The organism is Shewanella abyssi (genome assembly GCF_023284025.1).
GTDB classification, from domain to species: Bacteria; Pseudomonadota; Gammaproteobacteria; order Enterobacterales; family Shewanellaceae; genus Shewanella; species Shewanella abyssi.
This window is the reverse complement of sequence record NZ_JAKIKR010000008.1, coordinates 77,784-96,475: the sequence shown is the minus strand read 5'-3', so window position 1 is coordinate 96,475 and position 18,692 is coordinate 77,784. Positions and strand designations below refer to the sequence as shown.

Sequence of the window (18,692 nt, the reverse complement as noted above, 5' to 3'; positions counted from 1 at the left end):
GAAGCCACGATGAAACTGTATTACTCTGATGCTTCACCCTATGCCCGTTGTGTGCGTGTTTTTATTTGTTACCACAACATAAAAGGGGTCGAAGAGATCATTGCCAACCCTTTTGATAACTCTCCAGAGCTGCTTAGAGTAAACCCATTAGCGAAGATCCCCTGTTTGCAGCTTAATGATGGCTCAGCGTTGTTTGATAGCGAAGTGATTATGCGCTACTTAGATGCTGAATTTGGTCAGTCTCAGCTATTTGGCACCATGGTCAATAACTGGTCGAAGCAATGTCACTTTTCATTACTGAAAGGCATCTTTGATAGTGCTGTCTCACTTAGGCAGGAGCAGCTTCGAGAAGATGAGGGGCTACGATCTGCATTTTGGACATCGCGATTTGAGCAAGCTTTATTAAGAGGCTTAAAAGAGGTTGAAACAATAGGAGTCATTGCTTCAGCAGAGTTAACGGCGCTACAGATCATGTTAGTGTGCCTATTGGAGTACATTGATTTTAGGCATCCAGATCTGCCTTGGCGAAAGGTAACCTCTGCACTCAGCCTGTGGTTAAAGGATGCACAACAAGCTGATGTCTTTGTCGCTACCCGCCCTGCGTAACTTCCTGCTCAGCGTACCTACCCGGTGTTGATTGTTGATAATACTAGTAAATAGATGTTAATTAAGAGTTTGCTAAGGTAGCTTGGATGTATTTTCGTTGTCGAAAGTATCACTAAAGCTTGCTGTTCCAGCCTTGATTGATTACCCTCTTTGCAATTGAGAATTATTATCACTAGTGTGGTAGTTAAAGGTACATTGATAAAGGAGTAGAGTAATGAGAATGATCAACAGTCTAATGATGGTTGGGCTTTTATGCAGTGCAACTGTGGTTAGTGCCGCAGAAAGGTTAACGCTCTACTCTTATCGACAAGCTTTTCTTATTGACCCTATTTTGACTGACTTTACCAAGCAAACGGGCATTGAAGTTGATGTGGTTTTTTCCAAGAAAGGCATAGCTGAGCGGATGATGCGCGAAGGGCGTTTATCTAAAGCCGATATTGTACTCACATCAGATTTCTACCGTCTAATGGAGTTGGTTGAAAAAGAGCTGGTGATCCCAGCAAGCAGCGAAACCCTAAAGCAAAATATTCCGCAAAAATACCGTTCACCAGATGACATGTGGTACGCATTAACCATGCGTGTCCGTAACGTTTATAGCTCAAAAGAAAGACTGGGTAAGTTGGATATAAACTATGAGGAACTAGCGGATCCTAAGTATCTCGGTAAAATCTGCAGCCGCAGTGGTAAGCATCCATACAATGTTTCTTTAGTCGCATCGATGATTGCGCACCATGGCGAGCAAGAAGCCAAAACATGGCTACAAGGTTTAAAAACCAATCTTGCTCGTAAACCTCAAGGTAATGATAGAGCTCAAGTAAAAGCGGTGAGTGAAGGCTTGTGTGATATCGCCATAGGCAACAGCTATTACTTAGGCAAAATGCTACAAGACCCTAAACAGAAGCCTTGGGCTGACGGGGTTGAGATTAACTTCCCTAACCAAGATAACCGTGGTTCACATATCAACGTATCTGGTATGGCGCTAGCTAAGCACACAAAGAATAGTGATGCTGCTATTGAGCTGATGGAGTTTTTATCGAGTGATGCAGCTCAGCAGACCTATGCTGATGTGAACATGGAATATCCGGTTAAAGCTGACGTTAAACCATCAAAATTAGTCGCTTCTTGGGGACAGTTTAAAGCTGATGAGTTGCCTATCTATAAGCTTGCCGAGTACCATAGCGCTGCAATTAAGCTACTGGATGAAGTGAAGTTTGATCTTTAAAACAAGCTAGGTTTTAAGGTTGGGCTAACGCAATCGCGGTATAGTGTAGTAACGCGAATGCTTCGTGGTTGTATTTACAGAACCTGTCATTATGATAGGTTCTGTTTTTTATTTTCATGGATCTGTTTTCATGGGTATGGGTATCTAACATCATGATATTAGGCTTAGCTAGACGCTGGTCTGTTGCGAGCTACATATTGGCACTGCTGATTGTTATGCCGCTTATCGCGCTTATTCTGCAATCACTAATGCCAGATGAAGCTGTTTTTGGTCATCTTATGGATACCGTATTACCGACCTATATAAGCAACAGTTTACAGCTGATGTTTTGGGTGGTTATAGGTACTCTTTTCCTCGCAATACCCGCAGCCTGGCTGGTGGCCAAATGTCGCTTCCCTGGGCAAAACATATTTCAATGGGCATTGCTGTTGCCGCTGGCCATGCCGGCCTATGTTGTCGCTTATGTATACACGGATCTATTTGATTATGCAGGCCCGGTGCAACGGAGCTTACGCGGCCTATTTGGTTGGCAAACTCCCCATGATTACTACTTTCCGGAAGTTCGCTCTTTAGGCGGCGCAGCAATCATGCTGTCGTTAGTGCTTTTTCCCTATATTTATCTGCTAGCTCGCACTGCATTTATGGAGCAGTCAGCCAGCTTAGGACACGCAGCCCGAGTTATGGGATGTAGTCCTTGGAAAAGTTTCTGGCGACTCAGCCTACCGATGGCGAGACCCGCTTTAGCGGTCGGGGCCACGCTGGTTGCTATGGAAACCGCGGCTGACTTTGCTACTGTGAGCTATTTTGCGGTCCCCACATTAACGACTGCTGTTTATGATACTTGGTTTGAGTATGGCAGCTTAACCGCAGCAGCTAAGATCTCGACCATTATGCTGTTAGTGGTCTTCGCTATGATTGGTTTTGAGCGATTTGCGCGGCGAAAACAACAGCTTTTTCAAAAGCAATCAACGTCTGGAGAGTTAGACAGTTACTCATTGAGTGGTGTAAGGGCGTTTGCGGCAACGGCCTACTGTTTTGCTTTATTAACCCTAGCATTTTTGCTGCCATTCGTTATTTTGCTGCAATACGCTTGGGGCTATTTTGCCGAGAGCTGGAATGCCAAATTTTTTGAGTACAGTTTTAACAGTTTATGGATTTCACTGCTGGTCAGCGTCATCTGTGTGTGTATCGGGATCCTGCTAATGTTTGTCAGAAGAGCTAGCCCTAGGCGAGCAGATATGTTGCCTTCGAGATTAGCGTCAACTGGATATGCTTTACCTGGTACTGTGTTAGCCATTGGAATTCTTGTACCCTTTACATTGCTTGATTTTGCGATTAACGATGTCGCTGAATATTTTGGTTTTGAGGAGCCGGGCCTAATATTAACTGGCAGTGCCTTCATCCTTGTCTGTGCTTTTTGCATTCGTTTTGCTGCTATTGCCATTGGCAGTATTGAAACTAGCTATAAACGTATTTCACCCTCTTTAGATATGGCGAGTGTTACCTTAGGTTTAACCCCAAAATCCTTGCTCACTAGGGTTCATATTCCGTTACTACGGAAGGGGGTTTTTGCCGGATTACTATTGGTCTTTATTGAGTGTATGAAAGAGTTACCTGCGGCTTTGCTACTCAGGCCGATTGGCTTTGAAAACTTGGCCACTTATGTATTTCAGTTTGTCTCAGATGAGCAGCTAGAGCACGGCGCTTTGGCCGCGATTGTTATCGTGTTGGTGGGTTTAGTCCCGTTGATATACCTCAACCGTTCTTTGGAGCAAGAAAAGTAATATGGCAACGTTACAAGTAAGCAATGTTCATAGCCGTTATCAGAAGCAGCTTGTGCTTAAAGGTGTCGATTTAACGGTAGAGAAAGGCGAAATAGTGGCCTTACTGGGACCCAGTGGTTGCGGTAAAACGACCTTGCTACGGGCGATAGCGGGTCTGCAAAACATTACCGAAGGTGAGATCGTAATCAATGGTAAAACGGTGGTTTCTGACAAGAAATTTATCGCTAGCGAGAAGCGGGGCATCGGGATGATCTTTCAGGATTACGCTTTGTTTCCTCATCTTACCGTGGCTGAAAATATCCTCTTTGGTGTGAAACTAGCCAATAAAGAGCAGAGACTGGCACGGCTAGAAAAGATGCTCTCTCTGGTCAAGTTAGATGGATTAGCAGAGCGTTACCCACACGAACTCTCTGGTGGTCAGCAGCAAAGGGTATCCATCGCTCGAGCACTGGCCTATGAGCCAGAAGTGCTGCTACTCGATGAGCCCTTTTCAAATATTGATGCCAAGGTTCGTCGTGAGATGATGCTAGAGATCCGCAACATTCTAAAGCAACATGATATTAGCGCCGTGTTCGTGACTCACAGTAAAGACGAAGCGTTTGTTTTCGCCGATAAGCTCGCGTTGTTTAACCACGGTAAAATAGTTCAATGTGGTGATGCTGAGGGGTTGTATTTGCGACCACAAGACAAGTATGTTGCTGACTTTTTAGGGGCTAGCAATTATTTACCCGCAAAAGTGATTGCGGAAAAAACAGTGTCTACCCTTATTGGTGATATTAACAGTGATCGTCCGCTTAACGCTGCGCTACATGAGGAAACGGAACTTTTACTACGGCCACAGCACTTGCAGATATCCAAGAGTGAGCAGGGAATAGGTACCGTTACAGAGCGACGTTTTCTTGGCAATGTCTGCCAGTATTTGGTCCAATTTGATGATATGACACTTGATGTTCATAGTGAAAATTTAGCTATCGAGATAGGTGAAAAAGTGGCGATTAGTGCAACAGCCCATCATTTGATATTACTGTAACGGTTAGTAGAACGACTGCATTACCCGACATATTTAACCACCTGACAAAGCGTTGAATGAACAACTATTTGATGGAATGGGTATCATTCGTTATTTTATGGTCATTTATTGACTACTTTAGTAAGCTAGTGTCTACAACGTTTAACATGTCATTGGTTTAACGTTATTACAGCTTACTCGTGCTCATTACATACGGTAAAATCAATGTGGCACAAGCATAGCACTTCGCAAGTAGGTTAAATATAAGTCTTTATTCTGGTTAATGTGCGTTAGGTATAATTATTAAATGCTAAAGTTGTAGATAATAATGCCGAAGATTAATGATGAATAAGGGTTACATATAAAAATGGATAATCAGGTTATGCCTCGTGAACAACTGGGAGTTTGTGCTGAAGGGAATTTGCACAGTGTCTATTTAATGTTTAATGCCAATGAGGGTATCGATTCGCAAATGCGCCCATGTGTCGTCAATGTGGCCCAATATATTCACGATCTTGCAGACCAATTTACCGATAGCGCATTTAATGGATTTGTCGCTATTGGGGCAAACTATTGGGATGCACTTTACTCAGCTGCTCGACCACAGCAACTAAAGCCCTTTCCGGCGATGAACCAAGACAACAGAGATGCGCCTGCTATCGAGTATGATCTATTTGTGCACCTGCGTTGTGATCGCTTCGATATTCTCCATTTGGTAGCCAATGAAGTGTGTCAGATGTTTGATGGACTTGTAGAGTTGGTCGATGAAGAGCGTGGTTTCCGTTTTATGGACAGTCGTGATTTAACCGGCTTTGTTGATGGCACTGAAAACCCTAAAGGGCGCAGTCGCCAAAGTGTGGCACTGGTTGGTGATGAAGATAGCGAATTCAAAAATGGCAGCTATGTGCATGTACAGAAATTTGCTCATAATTTGAGTAAATGGAATCGACTGCCAGAAAAGAAACAAGAAGATATTATTGGCCGCACCAAAGTTGATAATATTGAATATGAATCTGCAGATAAACCGTTAACCAGCCACATTAAGCGAGTTAACCTTAAGGATGCTGATGGTAACTCGATGGAAATACTACGGCAAAGCATGCCTTACGGCTCGGTTAAAGAGCAAGGCCTGATGTTTATTTCTACCTGTAGTAATTCGGTCAATTTTGAGAAAATGCTCGAGAGTATGATCTATGGTGACAAAGAGGGGAATCATGATCATCTTATGCACTTTACCCAAGCGCTAACGGGATCATCATTTTTTGCACCTTCGCTAGATTTTCTAGAACGCTCAGCAAGCTGCTAGCAACTTAAAGTAATTTTGGTTTTTAGACAAAACGCACCATAATAGGTGCGTTTTTTCTACTCGGAATGCTAGTGGCTATTTGCCTGTATCAGGATCCCAGTAGTTGGTTGGTCTTTTGGCATAGATCTCGTCAATGGCTCTAACTAGCACTTTATTATTTTCAGGATAGACAACAACATCGTGTTTATCCCTGTTTCCCACGACTAAGAAGAGGAACTCTTTATCTGAGTCGTTTCTCAGTGTGTGTGCTATTGCTGTGGCCGCGTTGAAACAGATGTAGTCGCCTTTTACAAACGGATGCTCTTCACCATCAATGAGTAGTGTGACTTCCCCTTCAAGAGCGTATAGATGTTCCTCTTCCTTGGTATGATAATGAGCTACAGTTGAAAATTTACCAGGGGCAAGTCTCTCCATGGTGACACCAATCTTTTCACCACCAGCAGCATCTCCAATATGTCTTTGCTGACTGGTATATTTTTCCGAATGCTGCCAAGACTCCCAGCAAACATCGTCGACTTTAATTATTTTTGTAGTCATTATATGTCCTTAACCCGAAGGTACTGCGTTTGTAATGCACAATCTCGCATGAATCTGGCTGTGATTCAATATGGAACTGATAAATAACGGGCGAAAAAGAGGCGCTGAAAAGACTATTCTAAATAATGAATAATAGCGGGCTGTTAATGAATTGGTTAATACGGCTTTATGGCGTCGAGCTGCCATTCCAAATTCATTTGGAAATACGGGGTTGCGGGAGGCAATGCACTTTGGGTTAGGTCCGTAGTGGCTCCCAAGGATCATCGACATCCATGTCATCCATCTAAAACGGTTGCGCGCAAGTCTACTAGAAGGGGAAGCGCTACAGCAGTACCCCCTTAATAGGACTCACACAAAGTCTTTCAAGCGAGTATTTTCACATCATTTGAAGACAGATCAATCCTTAATCAGTGTAATTGAACAACGACTTTACCGTCTCTAATGTATCTTCAACCCTGTCAATATTTGATGGGCTGATAAAGATGGTGTCATCGCCCGCTATCGTACCGAGAATGCCTTCTGGCTTACCTATTGAATCGAGTAATCTGGCAATTAACTGTGCTGCACCGGGGCTAGTGCGAACCACTATCATTGATTGGTTATGATCTACATCTAATACCAGATTCTTGAGTGGACTACCTGCGGTAGGCACGCCAAGTTCTGCGGGTAAGCAATAAACCATCTGCTGTTTAGCATTTCGGGTTCGAACCGCGCCAAATTTACTTAGCATGCGCGAAACTTTTGATTGGTTAATATTGCTAAAGCCCTCAGCTTGAAGTGCTGTTACAATTTCACTCTGGGAGCCAAAACGCTCCTCTTTTAAGATTAACTTAAAGGTTCTTACTAAATCGTCCTGATTTTTGCTTGCTTGCATATTTTATTATTCTTTATTCAAAAAATTCGCTTCTATGATGATTATATTCGGCTTTTATGTCAAATTTCATTCGTTTTGTTGAATAATAATTCACACTGAGTTGCTTTATTGATTTGAACAGTGCTGAGTAGAGTATTAATTCTAATTTTTTTTATGCTGCTCTTTTACAAGATCCTTTTGTGTAAAGCCAGCTAGGCTGGGCTTTAGTGCGACTGCAAACTGCAATGTAAATTTAGAATATAACAAACACGACTAAGGGATAATTGAATTTTAGTTGTGAATCCAGTACTGTTGCGCCATCAGAAAAACGGATCTAAATCACAAAAATCCGAGAATTGACGGAGATAACTATGAAAGTTGCTGTACTTGGTGCTGCTGGCGGTATTGGCCAGGCGCTTGCCCTACTATTAAAAACTCAATTACCTGCGGGTTCTAAATTGTCGCTTTATGATATTGCACCTGTAACACCGGGTGTTGCCGTTGATTTAAGCCACATCCCAACAGCGGTTGAAGTAAAAGGATTTGCGGGTGCAGACCCATCAGCAGCGTTAGACGGTGCCGATGTCGTTCTTATTTCTGCTGGCGTTGCACGTAAGCCTGGTATGGATCGCTCTGATCTATTCAACATCAACGCAGGGATCGTCAGAAACCTCGTTGAAAAATGTGCTGCGACTTGCCCTACTGCGCTTATAGGTATTATCACTAACCCAGTGAATACGACTGTTGCTATTGCCGCAGAAGTATTAAAGAAAGCCGGTGTTTATGATAAAAATCGTTTGTTTGGTATCACGACGCTTGATGTTATCCGTTCTGAAACTTTTGTTGCTGAAGCAAAAGGCTTAAACGTTGCTGACGTTAAAGTGAATGTCATCGGTGGCCACAGTGGCGTGACGATTCTTCCACTTCTTTCACAGGTTAAAGGCGTAAGCTTTACTGACGAAGAAGTCGCAGCGCTAACAACGCGGATCCAGAACGCCGGTACTGAAGTTGTTGAAGCTAAAGCGGGTGGCGGTAGTGCGACACTTTCTATGGGACAAGCAGCTTGCCGTTTCGGTCTTTCTCTTGTTCGCGGCCTGCAAGGCGAAGCAAATATTGTTGAATGTGCTTACATCGATGGCGGCAGTGAACATGCTGAATTCTTCGCTCAACCTATTGTTCTTGGCAAGAATGGTATTGAAGAAGTACTAGCATATGGTGACGTTAGCACATTTGAAGCTAACGCTCGTGATGCAATGCTTGATACGCTGAAAGCTGATATAACGCTAGGTATCGAATTTGTTAAGTAAGCTTAACGTTTAAAAATTTAACACCTTAACGAAAAACGGAGCCAATCGGCTCCGTTTTTATTGGGTCAATCGAATTAGTGATTGCGTTGTACGGCTATCCTAGCCAGCGAAATGAGCGCTGTTTTATATTCTGACTCTGGCAGTATGGCTAACGCGGCGATGGCTTTATCAGATTCTTCCTGAGCTCGCTGTTCAGTATATTCAAGTGCGCCACAACGCTTTAGTGCGCTTAAAATCACTCCAATATTCTCGGTACCATCACCTTTCTCAATCGCGTCTCTAATGAGCGCTTTCTCAGTATCGTTACCTTTGGCCATAGCAAAAATTAACGGTAATGTGGGCTTGCCTTCAGCCAAATCATCACCAATGTTCTTACCAAGCTCTTCTGTTTCTGCCGTGTAATCAAGTAGGTCATCGGTTAATTGAAAGGCGGTCCCCAAAAACTTACCATACTCAGCAAGTGCTGTTTGGATCTCTTCGGGACTTTGGGCCAACAAACCTGCTAAGCGTGTCGCAGCTTCAAACAATTTTGCAGTCTTACAATAGATGACACGCATGTAGCTTGCTTCAGTGGTGTCTGGGTCGTTGCAATTCATCAACTGCAGGACTTCACCTTCGGCAAGTACGTTGGTCGCGTCAGCGAGTATCTCAAGTACTTGTAAGCTTTTCAGCTCCGTCATCATTTGGAATGAACGGGTATAAAGGAAGTCACCTACTAATACACTGGCACTATTACCAAACAGTGCATTTGCCGTTTCTCTGCCGCGACGGAGCATTGATTCATCAACCACATCATCATGGAGTAGCGAAGCGGTATGTATAAATTCGATGATCGCCGCCAACTTGAGATGAGAATCACCTTTATAGTCGATCGCCCGAGCCGCTAAAATGGACAATAATGGTCTTAAGCGCTTACCGCCACCGTTAATAATGTAAAAGCCTAATTGATTAATTAGGGCGACATCTGACTCTAGTTGCTTATAGATCAGTTGGTTGACAGCTTGCATATCACTATCAGCCAATTGACGAATGGCGTTTAAATCCATAAATAGACTCTGATTTGTTGGCTGCCTGACAATATGCAGCTCATTTAAGACGTTAATGTTATAATAGTAAGATTCTACCTAAATTTACGCCGCAAGACAGTAGTTGTCGCCGATAGTGAGAGATATTTGGGTCTTTTTTTATTCTTAGTCAATTAGCACTTGTCAGATGCCGGTTCTTAGCGTAAACTCCGCGACCATTGTCATTAAAGCTTTTATAGCACCCCTGCATCAATCTATAATGTTTGAGCGGCGTGTTAGAATATCGGAGTAAAATAGCTATGTACGCTGTTTTTCAAAGTGGCGGCAAGCAACATCGCGTTGAAGCCGGTCATACAGTTCGTTTAGAAAAATTAGAAGTCGCTACAGGCGAAACTATCGAGTTCGACCAAGTTCTTTTGGTTGCAGATGGTGAGACTGTACACGTAGGTGCACCTTTAGTTGAAGGTGGTAAGGTTGTTGCTGAAGTTGTCAGCCATGGCCGTGCAGACAAGGTAACTATTATCAAGTTCCGTCGTCGTAAGCACCACGATAAGAAAATGGGCCATCGTCAATGGTTCACCGAAGTTAAAATTACAGCTATTAACGCTTAATTAGGAGTCTAACTCATGGCACATAAAAAAGCTGGCGGTTCTACTCGTAACGGCCGCGATTCAGAAAGTAAACGTCTTGGTGTAAAGCGCTTTGGCGGCGAATCAGTTCTAGCTGGTAACATCATCGTTCGTCAACGTGGTACTAAATTCCACGCTGGTGTTAATGTTGGTATCGGTCGTGACCACACTTTATTCGCACTTACCGCTGGTAAAGTGAAGTTTGAAGTTAAAGGTCCACAGAACCGCAAGTTCATCAGCATTGAAGATTAATCTTTAGCTTTACGCTAAGATTGATACTAAGCCCCGCCATTGGTGGGGCTTTGTTTTTTTTAATATTAAGTAAATTGTTTTTTGGCGACTAGAATCGTTGAGAGTATAATTCTTTCATTCTGTGGTGCCAGGAGTTTGTATGAAGTTTGTCGATGAAGCGATTATCCGTGTTGAAGCGGGCAATGGTGGCAGTGGTTGCGTCAGTTTTAGACGTGAAAAATATGTTCCTGATGGCGGTCCTGATGGCGGTGATGGTGGTGACGGCGGTAGTGTTTATCTGCAGGCTGACGAAAACCTTAACACGTTAATTACCTTTCAGTTTGAACGCTTTCATAATGCTGAGCGCGGTAAGAACGGTCGTGGTCGTGACAGTACCGGTCATGGCGGCGCAGATCTCGTGCTTAAAGTGCCTGTTGGTACCCGAGCAATAGATGCCGAGACAGAAGAAGCTCTTGGTGATTTAACCACACATGGCCAAAAAATGCTTGTGGCTAAAGGTGGTTTCCATGGTCTAGGTAATACTCGCTTCAAAAGCAGTACTAACCGTGCACCTAGGCAGAAAACCCTAGGTACAGATGGCGATGTGCGCAGCTTGAGACTCGAGCTGATGCTGCTTGCTGATGTTGGTCTACTTGGCATGCCGAATGCCGGTAAGTCGACGTTTATTCGCTCAGTATCGAAAGCAAAGCCAAAAGTAGCGGATTATCCGTTTACTACCTTGGTGCCTAACCTTGGTGTGGTTAACCCAAGACCTGGTCAAAGCTTTGTGATTGCGGATATTCCCGGTCTAATCGAAGGTGCTGCAGATGGAGCCGGGCTTGGTGTTCAATTCTTGAAGCACTTAGAACGTTGCCGCGTACTGTTACACATTTTGGATGTTGAACCTATCGATGGTAGCAGCCCTGCAGAATCTGCACGTGCTATCGTTGCTGAGCTAGAGAAACATTCGCCTAAGCTTGCTGGCAAGCCACGTTGGTTAGTGATTAACAAAGCCGATTTGATGCTCGAAGACGAGCTGCAACAAAAAATCGACAAGATTGTTAAAGAACTAGAGTGGGATGGCGAAGTATTTACTATTTCAGCTTATAACCGCGAAGGTACAGCTGAATTAGCACTTAAGCTTTTGGACTACATTGCGTCGTTACCTCCAGAAGAGGAAGTTGACGTGGAAGCCGAAGTTGAGTTTAAGTGGGATAATTACCATCAAAATGCTAACGAGTCCGTCAACGAAAATTACGAAGGTGATTCTGATGACGACGATTTCGATGATGATGATTATGATGTTGAGGTTATCTATCAACGATAGGTAGTTTCAATAGAGGACGTTGAGAATTGTACGCTGACACGCAAAATGATATTACACGTCAAGTTGTTAGGGTTGCTCAACTTCTTCTCGCTTATGGCGCTGACTCTGAACTTGTTGAAGAGATTAGTCAGCGCTTAGGCTACGCCCTGGGTTTAGCCAGTGTCGAAATATCGATCTCCTCCAACTGCCTCGTTTTAACTAGCCTTGTTCATGGGCGCTGCATTACCACAACCAGACGAACGCGTGAGCATGGCATTAATATGACCATCGTATGCGAACTTCAGCGTATCTGCCTGTTGACGGAAAAGGGCATATACGGCCTGCATGAAGTGCGTAAACGTGTCGCCCGCATCGAACCTAAGACTTATCCAGCAAAATATGTCGTGCCGATGATAGGGTTATCTTGTGCCAGCTTTTGCCATCTATTCGGTGGCGATATTGCTGCTTGTATGATTACGTTTTTAGCCTCTGCTATCGGCATGTTCGTGCGTCTTTCCATCGCCAAGCGCCATTTTAACTTACTGCTCAATTTCAGCGTAACTGCCTTTGTCACTACCATCATTTCGCAAACTGGCTTTCAATTTGATCTCACTGACACACCTAAGTTACCCATGGCTGCAAGTGTATTGATGCTGGTGCCAGGCTTTCCAATGATTAATGCAATATCTGATATGGTAAAGGGGCACTTGAACGTCGGTATATCACGCTGGGGCCATGCTACTTTGCTGACGCTGTCATCTGTGATTGGGATTACCATGGCGATGCAGATCGGTGGATTGTTTTTATGATATCGCTTATTTTAGCCATGCTAAACGATGCTGTTTTTTCTGCTATTCCTGCGGTTGGGTTTGCTATGGTGTTTAATGTACCCCGTCGTTTCTTGCCTTATTGTGCTTTAGCGGGAGCGATGGGCCATGGTAGTCGTACCTTGTGGTTAAGCTTAGGTTTGCCAATCGAATGGGCTACATTCTTGGCTGCTGCGCTAGTGGGCATAGTGACCATTGGCTTTGCTAAACGTCACCTCGCACCGCCTTTGATGTATGCGGTTGCAGCAATCATCCCGATGATCCCTGGTACGTATGCGTTTAATACTGTAATAGCATTAGTTCAGTTAACGGCACAGTCTCATGTTAGTCCAGAGCTCACATCTGAAGTCATCAGTAATGGTCTCAAAACTGTATTTATTCTCGGCGCACTTTCAGTGGGTCTTGCTATGCCAGGCCTGCTTTATTTTCGCTCGCGTCCAGTCATCTAACAAAATTAAAAGGAACTATTTTGAAAATTGCTATGATTGCCGCTATGGCGAATAACCGCGTAATTGGTAAAGACAACAAAATGCCATGGCACCTGCCTGAAGATCTACGCCATTTTAAGGCCATCACTTTAGGTAAGCCGGTGGTGATGGGACGAAAGACCTATGAATCAATTGGCCGTCCACTGCCGGGGCGGCATAATATTGTGATTAGCCGTCAAGCTGACCTTGTTATAGAGGGCGTAACAACAGTCACTAGTTTTGAAGATGCCAAGCTCGCCGCAGGCGACTGTGAAGAGCTGATTATCATGGGAGGAGGGCAGCTTTATGCTAGTTTGCTATCCGTAGCAGATATTTTATATTTGACTGAAATTTCATTAGAAGTTGAAGGTGATACCTATTTCCCCCAGTGGGATGATGGTACTTGGCTAGAAATGTCGCGTGATGTAGCAATAAGTGACAAGCAACTGGAATATTGCTTTATCAAAATGGGTAGAAAATGTTAAGTTAGACGGGTTGTTTAGTACCCTGTAACGATGATAAAAAAGCATATATATTAATAAGTGCTTTTTTAATAATAATAAATAAAAACTAAAAGAATAAGGAGTGTCTGATGCGCTTGCTATCCATGAGCATCGCTGCACTGATTGTGGCATCTTCAATATCAATACCAACCCCAACATTAGCGAATCAAGATCAATTAGCTGCCAATATTTGTAACTATGTGGCCAGTGATGATAAAAACCGTTTGCGTAAGAAGCTAAAAGAAAGCCGGGTTAAATTACGTAATATATATAATGGTGTTTCTTGCAATGGTGATAGTTTACTGAGGTTTGCCATGAAGAATGGTGCCAATGCAGTAGGTACCTTTGTTGCTAAGAGGCTGCCAGCATCTCATCTAGGAAAAACTGAAAGTGATGGTCTCACCGTTGCCGCATGGGCTGCAAGTAATGGCCATTCGGCGAGTGAAATCACGATAGCGATTAATGACCGTTTAGCTGGCGGTTAATTTTACCTCTTGATTCACTATCAAATTTTAAAGAGCCGGGTTTTCCCGGTTTTTTTATATCTCTCATCTAGCACTAATAACGATTGCTTAATTTAAATCGTAGCGATTTATATTAGGGTATCTAAGCCAATGGTGCTGACTTACTTCAATGCTTCCCTCAAAAAAGATATTTGTTGATGTTATGAACGCCAGGGGAAGTATTTGTTCACCATTTAAGACAATAGTGCAAAAAGAAAGGAGAGCTGCAAAGCAGTTCTCCTTTCTATTGTTAAAGCTATTAAACCTAAACTTAAACCTTAAACTCTTTCACCGAAGCTTGCAGCTCTTCTGCAAGCTGTGCAACTTGATGGCTAGACTGTGCGGTTTGATCTGCACCCGTTGAGGTCTCTTCTGAGATTGCAGCTATGTGTTCAAGTTTTTCTGAAACTTGCTGGCTGACCAAGTTTTGTTCTTGTGCTGCGTGTGCAATATGGGTTCCTGAATCGTGGGCACGATGCACTGCATCACTAATGCTTTCAAGCGCAATATTTGCTTGTTCGGTTTTTTCAACACAGGAGTTTGCTTGTAAACGTCCTAGCTCCATGACAGCAACAGCCTCTTGAGTTCCTTGTTGCAGCACTTCAATCATCTGCTGGATCTCTTGAGTTGAATCTTGGGTTCTAGACGCTAGACTGCGCACTTCATCAGCGACGACGGCGAAGCCTCGCCCCTGCTCTCCGGCTCGCGCAGCTTCAATGGCAGCATTGAGCGCGAGTAAGTTGGTTTGTTCTGCAATAGCCCTAATCACATCCAATATCGAGCCAATGGAAGCACTATCGGCATGAACCTTGTTAATCACCACCCCTGCTTTTGATACTTCATCAGCGAGTGCCAGTATTGTGCTCTTATTTTCATCAGCGATAAGACGCATATGTCGGCTTTCATCATCAGCCGCTTTTATCTGGCTTAAGGCTTCATCTGCGCTCGCTGTCACCTGCTGCGCACTAGAGCTTAGCTGAGTGGTTGCCGTAGCGACTTGATCCACCTGACTCTTCTGCTCTTGGATACCGACCGTTGTTTGGGCGGTAATGGCTGATGTTTCTTCTGCTGCCGCAGCAAGTTGGTCAGAGCGGTTAAGTATCCCTTGAATTAGGACACGTAAGCTGTCGACGAGTTTGTTGCAGTTGGCTGACAATTTAGCAAATTCATCATGGCCTGTATCATCAAGCTTATGGGTTAAATCACCTGATGCCAGCACATTTAGGGCGTGATTAATTTTATCCAATGAACGGGTAAGAGGTCGAACAACAGCGATACTGACCACAATGGCCACCACAATGGCAATGAGTACCAGGATCAGTGTTTGTATGCTGGCATTATCGATATCTTTTATTGCGTTTTCACTGACTTCTTTGGAGATAGACTCTATTGTTGAGGTGAGGCTTGCCATCTGTTTGTTGACGTTATTAGCTTCCTTCTCGACAGAGTTGAGTAGGAGAGACGCTTTGTTATTGAGATCGATCTCTTTAGCCTTTAAGCCAATTAACGAGTTACTGCCGTTAATCAGTGTAAATACTTTTGCAGCTTCAAGATTAATCTCATCAATGAGCGCCGCTTCAACAACACCATCCCAATGATTAGTGACATATTGCAGTCTACTTTTGGTATCACTGACGATGTAATCAAGTTCTTTAGAGATGGTATTGAATTTTAATCTGTTAGTGGTGCCAATTAAGTCAAAGCTGGTACTCACAATACTGCTTAAGCTAGAATCTAGTGCCGCTGCTGTGGCCGCTATCTCTTGATCGATGAGATCTTCACTTAGCTCCAAATCGATAAGATCAAGTAAAAGCGAAGCGCTATCATCTACCGCCATTTCAGCGTCATCGTATTTAGTGTTAATCATGGCTTGCGTTAACAATGCATTTTCATGGGCGGCGATCATGCTTTGGCTTTCATTTTCAAACTTACTATAACCACTTTTTAGCTTTCTGATGACTTGGCTGAAATCACTTCTGTCATTGACCAAAGTCGTCAGCTGGCTTAGCTCCCTGCTGAAGGTTTTACTGGCCGATTGAAATTTCGACTTGATTGCAGGAACCGCTTTGCTATCTGCACTATGGTAGGCCATCATTAACAGCTTTTCTTGCTGGGAGAGGGTTTTAGATAGAAGGTTACTTGACTCCAAAGCTGGAAGACTAAGCTCTTGTAATAATGTTGTACTGGTTTTTAGCTTACTATAGGTAAACCATGATGCAGCGCCCAATACGACGAGCAGGAAGGTGACAACTGTGAACCCTCCAATCACTCTAGTGGCAACATTTAATTTCATAGAAGCTCCGTTTATTATTATATTATTATTCCAGATGGCGACATCACATTGGAAGGCACGCTGTTATGTTATATCGACCGAGTGCGCGCTTAGTTTAACTCTTTTTTAACTTATTTTGAGTGATTTTTTGGTCTGACTCTAGGTGCCATAGTGTTAGATGTTCTCCCCAACAGCAGCCAGTGTCGAGCGCATGTAGTGCTGGGGAGTTAACTTCGCCCATAATGGCAGCCCAATGGCCAAAAACGAGAGTGTGTTCCGGACGAAGTAGGGCGTTATGGATGTACCAAGGAGACAATTGCGGATTATCACATTGTTCTATCGGTAATTTGCAATCAAAGTCTAGACGACCGTCGGGGTATAAATAACGCATGCGTGTAAGCGCATTAATGGTATAGATTTTTTTCTCAAGTTCAGTTAAATCATCACGCCATTTATCAACTGAATTAGTGTACATTTTTGCAATCAAAGCGCTTAAGTAATCGGGTTGTTGCAGTGCGTCTGCGACAATATCCGCTTGATGTCTTAGTATTTTCAGATCCCACTGTGGTGGAATACCCGCATGGGTCATTAGAATATTCTGCTCAGGATATTCTTGATAAAGTGGCTGAAGACGTAACCAATCCACTAATACTCCAATATCTGTAGAGGTTAACAGCTCGGTTAAATGGTCTTTGGGGTTAACGCGCTTTAATTTTCCGTGGACAGCAAGTAAGTGCAGATCGTGGTTGCCGAGTACCACCTTGGCCGAGCCTTCTAATGACTTAAAATATTGTAGGGTTTGCAGCGAACCATCGCCACGGGCGACTAAGTCTCCGACGGCCCAGAGACAATCTGTTGAAGGGTTAAATGCCACTTTACTCAGTACTAATTTCAGCTCATGGAAACAACCTTGAATGTCCCCTACAAAATAATTCGCCATGTAACGATATAACCTTTAATGAAGCAAGCCTGGAACGGCAAGACTGAATGCTGATATAGGCGCTTTAAACTCTTCACCATTGCTTTTTTGCATGGTGTAGCTACCTTCCATTACGCCAAATGGGGTTTCTAAAACGGTACCGCTGGTATATTGATACGCAGTGTTTGGCTTTATCGTTGGCGTTTCACCAACGACGCCAGCGCCTTGGACTTCGCTCTTACGTCCATTAGCATCGGTGATGCACCAATGGCGGCTTTTTAACGTCACATCTTGGTCGCCCAGATTAATAATGGTGATGGTATAACTGAATAGAAACTTCTCTTCATCTGGAGTTGACTGGGCTTCAATATATTCCGTTTTAACTTCAACTTTTATGGATGTCGTACTTTGGGTCATGTTTAGCCTTAAGTATGAATATCTAGCATGAGTTAACATTATAATAATGGCACTGGTACGGAATAGATAGAAAATGTGCTTTGAATCGCAGAAAATAAAAAAGGGCAAATTAATGCCCTTTCCAAATGTTTAAGCCATTATGGTGCTTTAAGCTTGCTTGTCGATGTACAAGTTTGCCATGGCAACATATTGCTCGACACTTATTTGTTCTGGTCGCAATGTGGGGTCGATATTAAGCTGCGAGAACTCATCATCGCTTATCATGTGTTTGAGGTTATTCCTCAATGTCTTACGGCGCATATTAAATGCAGTTGTTGTTAAATGCCTTAACATTTCCACATCTTTACAAGGGAAAGGTTTGGTTTTAAAAGGCACTAACCGTACTACCGCCGAGTCTACTTTTGGTGCTGGAGTAAAAGACTCTGGTGGAACTTCCAACACTGGCATGATTTGGCAATGATATTGTGCCATCACGGTAAGGCGGCCGTAGGCTTTAGTCCCTGGGCTTGCTGACAATCTCAACACCACTTCTTTTTGGAGCATGAAGTGCATATTTTCGATGTACTGTGCAAACTCAAATAGATGAAACATCAGCGGCGTAGAGATGTTATATGGCAGATTACCAAACACTTTCATCTGCATATCTTCACGTACTAATTGTTTAAAATCAAAATCAAGCGCATCACCTTGGTGGATCTCAAGCTTGTCTTTCAGCGTCGGATGTTTTTTTAGACGCTCAACTAAATCTTTGTCTAACTCGACGACGGTTAACTTGTCGATACCGCTAGCAACGGGCTCAGTCAGCGCTGCTAAGCCGGGGCCGATTTCAACCATAACGTGATCGTTATCTGGCGAAATAGCACCGACGATTCGATTGATCACATTCTGATCGGTCAAGAAGTTCTGACCGAAGCGTTTTCTAGCCGTATGGCCTAAATGTACTTTATTACTCATGGGTTAACTTTTTCA

At 43.5% G+C, this 18,692-nt stretch carries 20 protein-coding genes; 13 read left to right on the top strand and 7 right to left on the bottom strand.

The window, feature by feature from the left end; genetic code table 11:
- Window positions 1-9 precede the first annotated feature (9 nt).
- From L2755_RS05810 to L2755_RS05790, 5 genes are all read left to right on the top strand, one after another.
- Window positions 10-606, top strand: a complete 597-nt coding sequence (locus L2755_RS05810; protein ID WP_248979791.1) for a glutathione S-transferase — start codon at window positions 10-12, stop codon at window positions 604-606.
- A gap of 214 nt (window positions 607-820) precedes the next feature.
- Window positions 821-1,828, top strand: coding sequence for an extracellular solute-binding protein (locus L2755_RS05805; protein ID WP_248979790.1), 1,008 nt, complete (start codon window positions 821-823; stop codon window positions 1,826-1,828).
- Between the two features lie 152 nt (window positions 1,829-1,980).
- A complete protein-coding gene (locus tag L2755_RS05800; protein ID WP_248979789.1) occupies window positions 1,981-3,612 on the top strand; it encodes an ABC transporter permease in 1,632 nt (543 codons plus the stop codon).
- Window position 3,613: 1 nt separating this feature from the next.
- A complete protein-coding gene (locus L2755_RS05795; RefSeq protein ID WP_248979788.1) occupies window positions 3,614-4,642 on the top strand; it encodes an ABC transporter ATP-binding protein in 1,029 nt (342 codons plus the stop codon).
- Between the two features lie 346 nt (window positions 4,643-4,988).
- Window positions 4,989-5,927: a Dyp-type peroxidase gene (locus L2755_RS05790; RefSeq protein WP_248979787.1), complete on the top strand. Its 939-nt coding sequence runs from the start codon at window positions 4,989-4,991 to the stop codon at window positions 5,925-5,927.
- A 75-nt stretch (window positions 5,928-6,002) separates the two neighbouring features.
- On the opposite strand, the gene L2755_RS05785 is transcribed toward L2755_RS05790, so the two are convergent.
- Window positions 6,003-6,464 carry a cupin domain-containing protein gene (locus L2755_RS05785; RefSeq protein WP_248979786.1) on the bottom strand — a complete coding sequence of 154 codons (462 nt, stop codon included), beginning with the start codon at window positions 6,462-6,464 and terminating at the stop codon, window positions 6,003-6,005.
- A gap of 403 nt (window positions 6,465-6,867) precedes the next feature.
- Window positions 6,868-7,338, bottom strand: a complete 471-nt coding sequence (argR, locus tag L2755_RS05780) for a transcriptional regulator ArgR (RefSeq protein WP_248979785.1) — start codon at window positions 7,336-7,338, stop codon at window positions 6,868-6,870.
- Between the two features lie 350 nt (window positions 7,339-7,688).
- Between argR and mdh the strand changes: the two genes are divergently transcribed.
- Window positions 7,689-8,624 carry a malate dehydrogenase gene (gene mdh / locus L2755_RS05775; protein WP_248979784.1) on the top strand — a complete coding sequence of 312 codons (936 nt, stop codon included), beginning with the start codon at window positions 7,689-7,691 and terminating at the stop codon, window positions 8,622-8,624.
- A 74-nt stretch (window positions 8,625-8,698) separates the two neighbouring features.
- Here mdh and ispB read toward each other — a convergent pair whose 3' ends face one another.
- Complete coding sequence (gene ispB / locus L2755_RS05770; RefSeq protein WP_248979783.1) at window positions 8,699-9,670, bottom strand: octaprenyl diphosphate synthase; 972 nt, start codon at window positions 9,668-9,670, stop codon at window positions 8,699-8,701.
- Window positions 9,671-9,948: 278 nt separating this feature from the next.
- Between ispB and rplU the strand changes: the two genes are divergently transcribed.
- From rplU to L2755_RS05735, 7 genes are all read left to right on the top strand, one after another.
- Window positions 9,949-10,260, top strand: coding sequence for a 50S ribosomal protein L21 (gene rplU / locus L2755_RS05765; protein ID WP_248979782.1), 312 nt, complete (start codon window positions 9,949-9,951; stop codon window positions 10,258-10,260).
- 15 nt (window positions 10,261-10,275) lie between these two features.
- The gene (gene rpmA, locus L2755_RS05760; RefSeq protein WP_202288162.1) at window positions 10,276-10,530 is read left to right on the top strand and encodes a 50S ribosomal protein L27; all 255 of its coding nucleotides are present in this window, start codon (window positions 10,276-10,278) and stop codon (window positions 10,528-10,530) included.
- 139 nt (window positions 10,531-10,669) lie between these two features.
- On the top strand, window positions 10,670-11,836 hold the full coding sequence (cgtA, locus tag L2755_RS05755) for an Obg family GTPase CgtA (protein ID WP_248979781.1): 1,167 nt from the start codon (window positions 10,670-10,672) through the stop codon (window positions 11,834-11,836).
- Window positions 11,837-11,862: 26 nt separating this feature from the next.
- Window positions 11,863-12,624: a threonine/serine exporter family protein gene (locus tag L2755_RS05750; RefSeq protein WP_248979780.1), complete on the top strand. Its 762-nt coding sequence runs from the start codon at window positions 11,863-11,865 to the stop codon at window positions 12,622-12,624.
- Window positions 12,621-13,091 carry a threonine/serine exporter family protein gene (locus L2755_RS05745; RefSeq protein WP_248979779.1) on the top strand — a complete coding sequence of 157 codons (471 nt, stop codon included), beginning with the start codon at window positions 12,621-12,623 and terminating at the stop codon, window positions 13,089-13,091. Before L2755_RS05750 ends, L2755_RS05745 begins: the two co-directional genes overlap by 4 nt.
- 20 nt (window positions 13,092-13,111) lie before the next feature.
- Window positions 13,112-13,594, top strand: a complete 483-nt coding sequence (folA, locus tag L2755_RS05740; protein ID WP_248979778.1) for a type 3 dihydrofolate reductase — start codon at window positions 13,112-13,114, stop codon at window positions 13,592-13,594.
- Window positions 13,595-13,701: 107 nt separating this feature from the next.
- Window positions 13,702-14,097, top strand: coding sequence for a DUF3718 domain-containing protein (locus tag L2755_RS05735; RefSeq protein WP_248979777.1), 396 nt, complete (start codon window positions 13,702-13,704; stop codon window positions 14,095-14,097).
- 289 nt (window positions 14,098-14,386) lie between these two features.
- Here the strand turns inward: L2755_RS05735 and L2755_RS05730 are convergent, their stop codons facing one another.
- The 4 genes from L2755_RS05730 to rsmA form a co-directional block, all read right to left on the bottom strand.
- A complete protein-coding gene (locus L2755_RS05730; protein WP_248979776.1) occupies window positions 14,387-16,408 on the bottom strand; it encodes a methyl-accepting chemotaxis protein in 2,022 nt (673 codons plus the stop codon).
- Between the two features lie 94 nt (window positions 16,409-16,502).
- A complete protein-coding gene (locus L2755_RS05725; RefSeq protein WP_248979775.1) occupies window positions 16,503-17,327 on the bottom strand; it encodes a symmetrical bis(5'-nucleosyl)-tetraphosphatase in 825 nt (274 codons plus the stop codon).
- 15 nt (window positions 17,328-17,342) lie between these two features.
- Window positions 17,343-17,723: a Co2+/Mg2+ efflux protein ApaG gene (gene apaG / locus L2755_RS05720; RefSeq protein WP_248979774.1), complete on the bottom strand. Its 381-nt coding sequence runs from the start codon at window positions 17,721-17,723 to the stop codon at window positions 17,343-17,345.
- A gap of 147 nt (window positions 17,724-17,870) precedes the next feature.
- The gene (gene rsmA / locus L2755_RS05715) at window positions 17,871-18,677 is read right to left on the bottom strand and encodes a 16S rRNA (adenine(1518)-N(6)/adenine(1519)-N(6))-dimethyltransferase RsmA (RefSeq protein ID WP_248979773.1); all 807 of its coding nucleotides are present in this window, start codon (window positions 18,675-18,677) and stop codon (window positions 17,871-17,873) included.
- Window positions 18,678-18,692 lie beyond the last annotated feature (15 nt).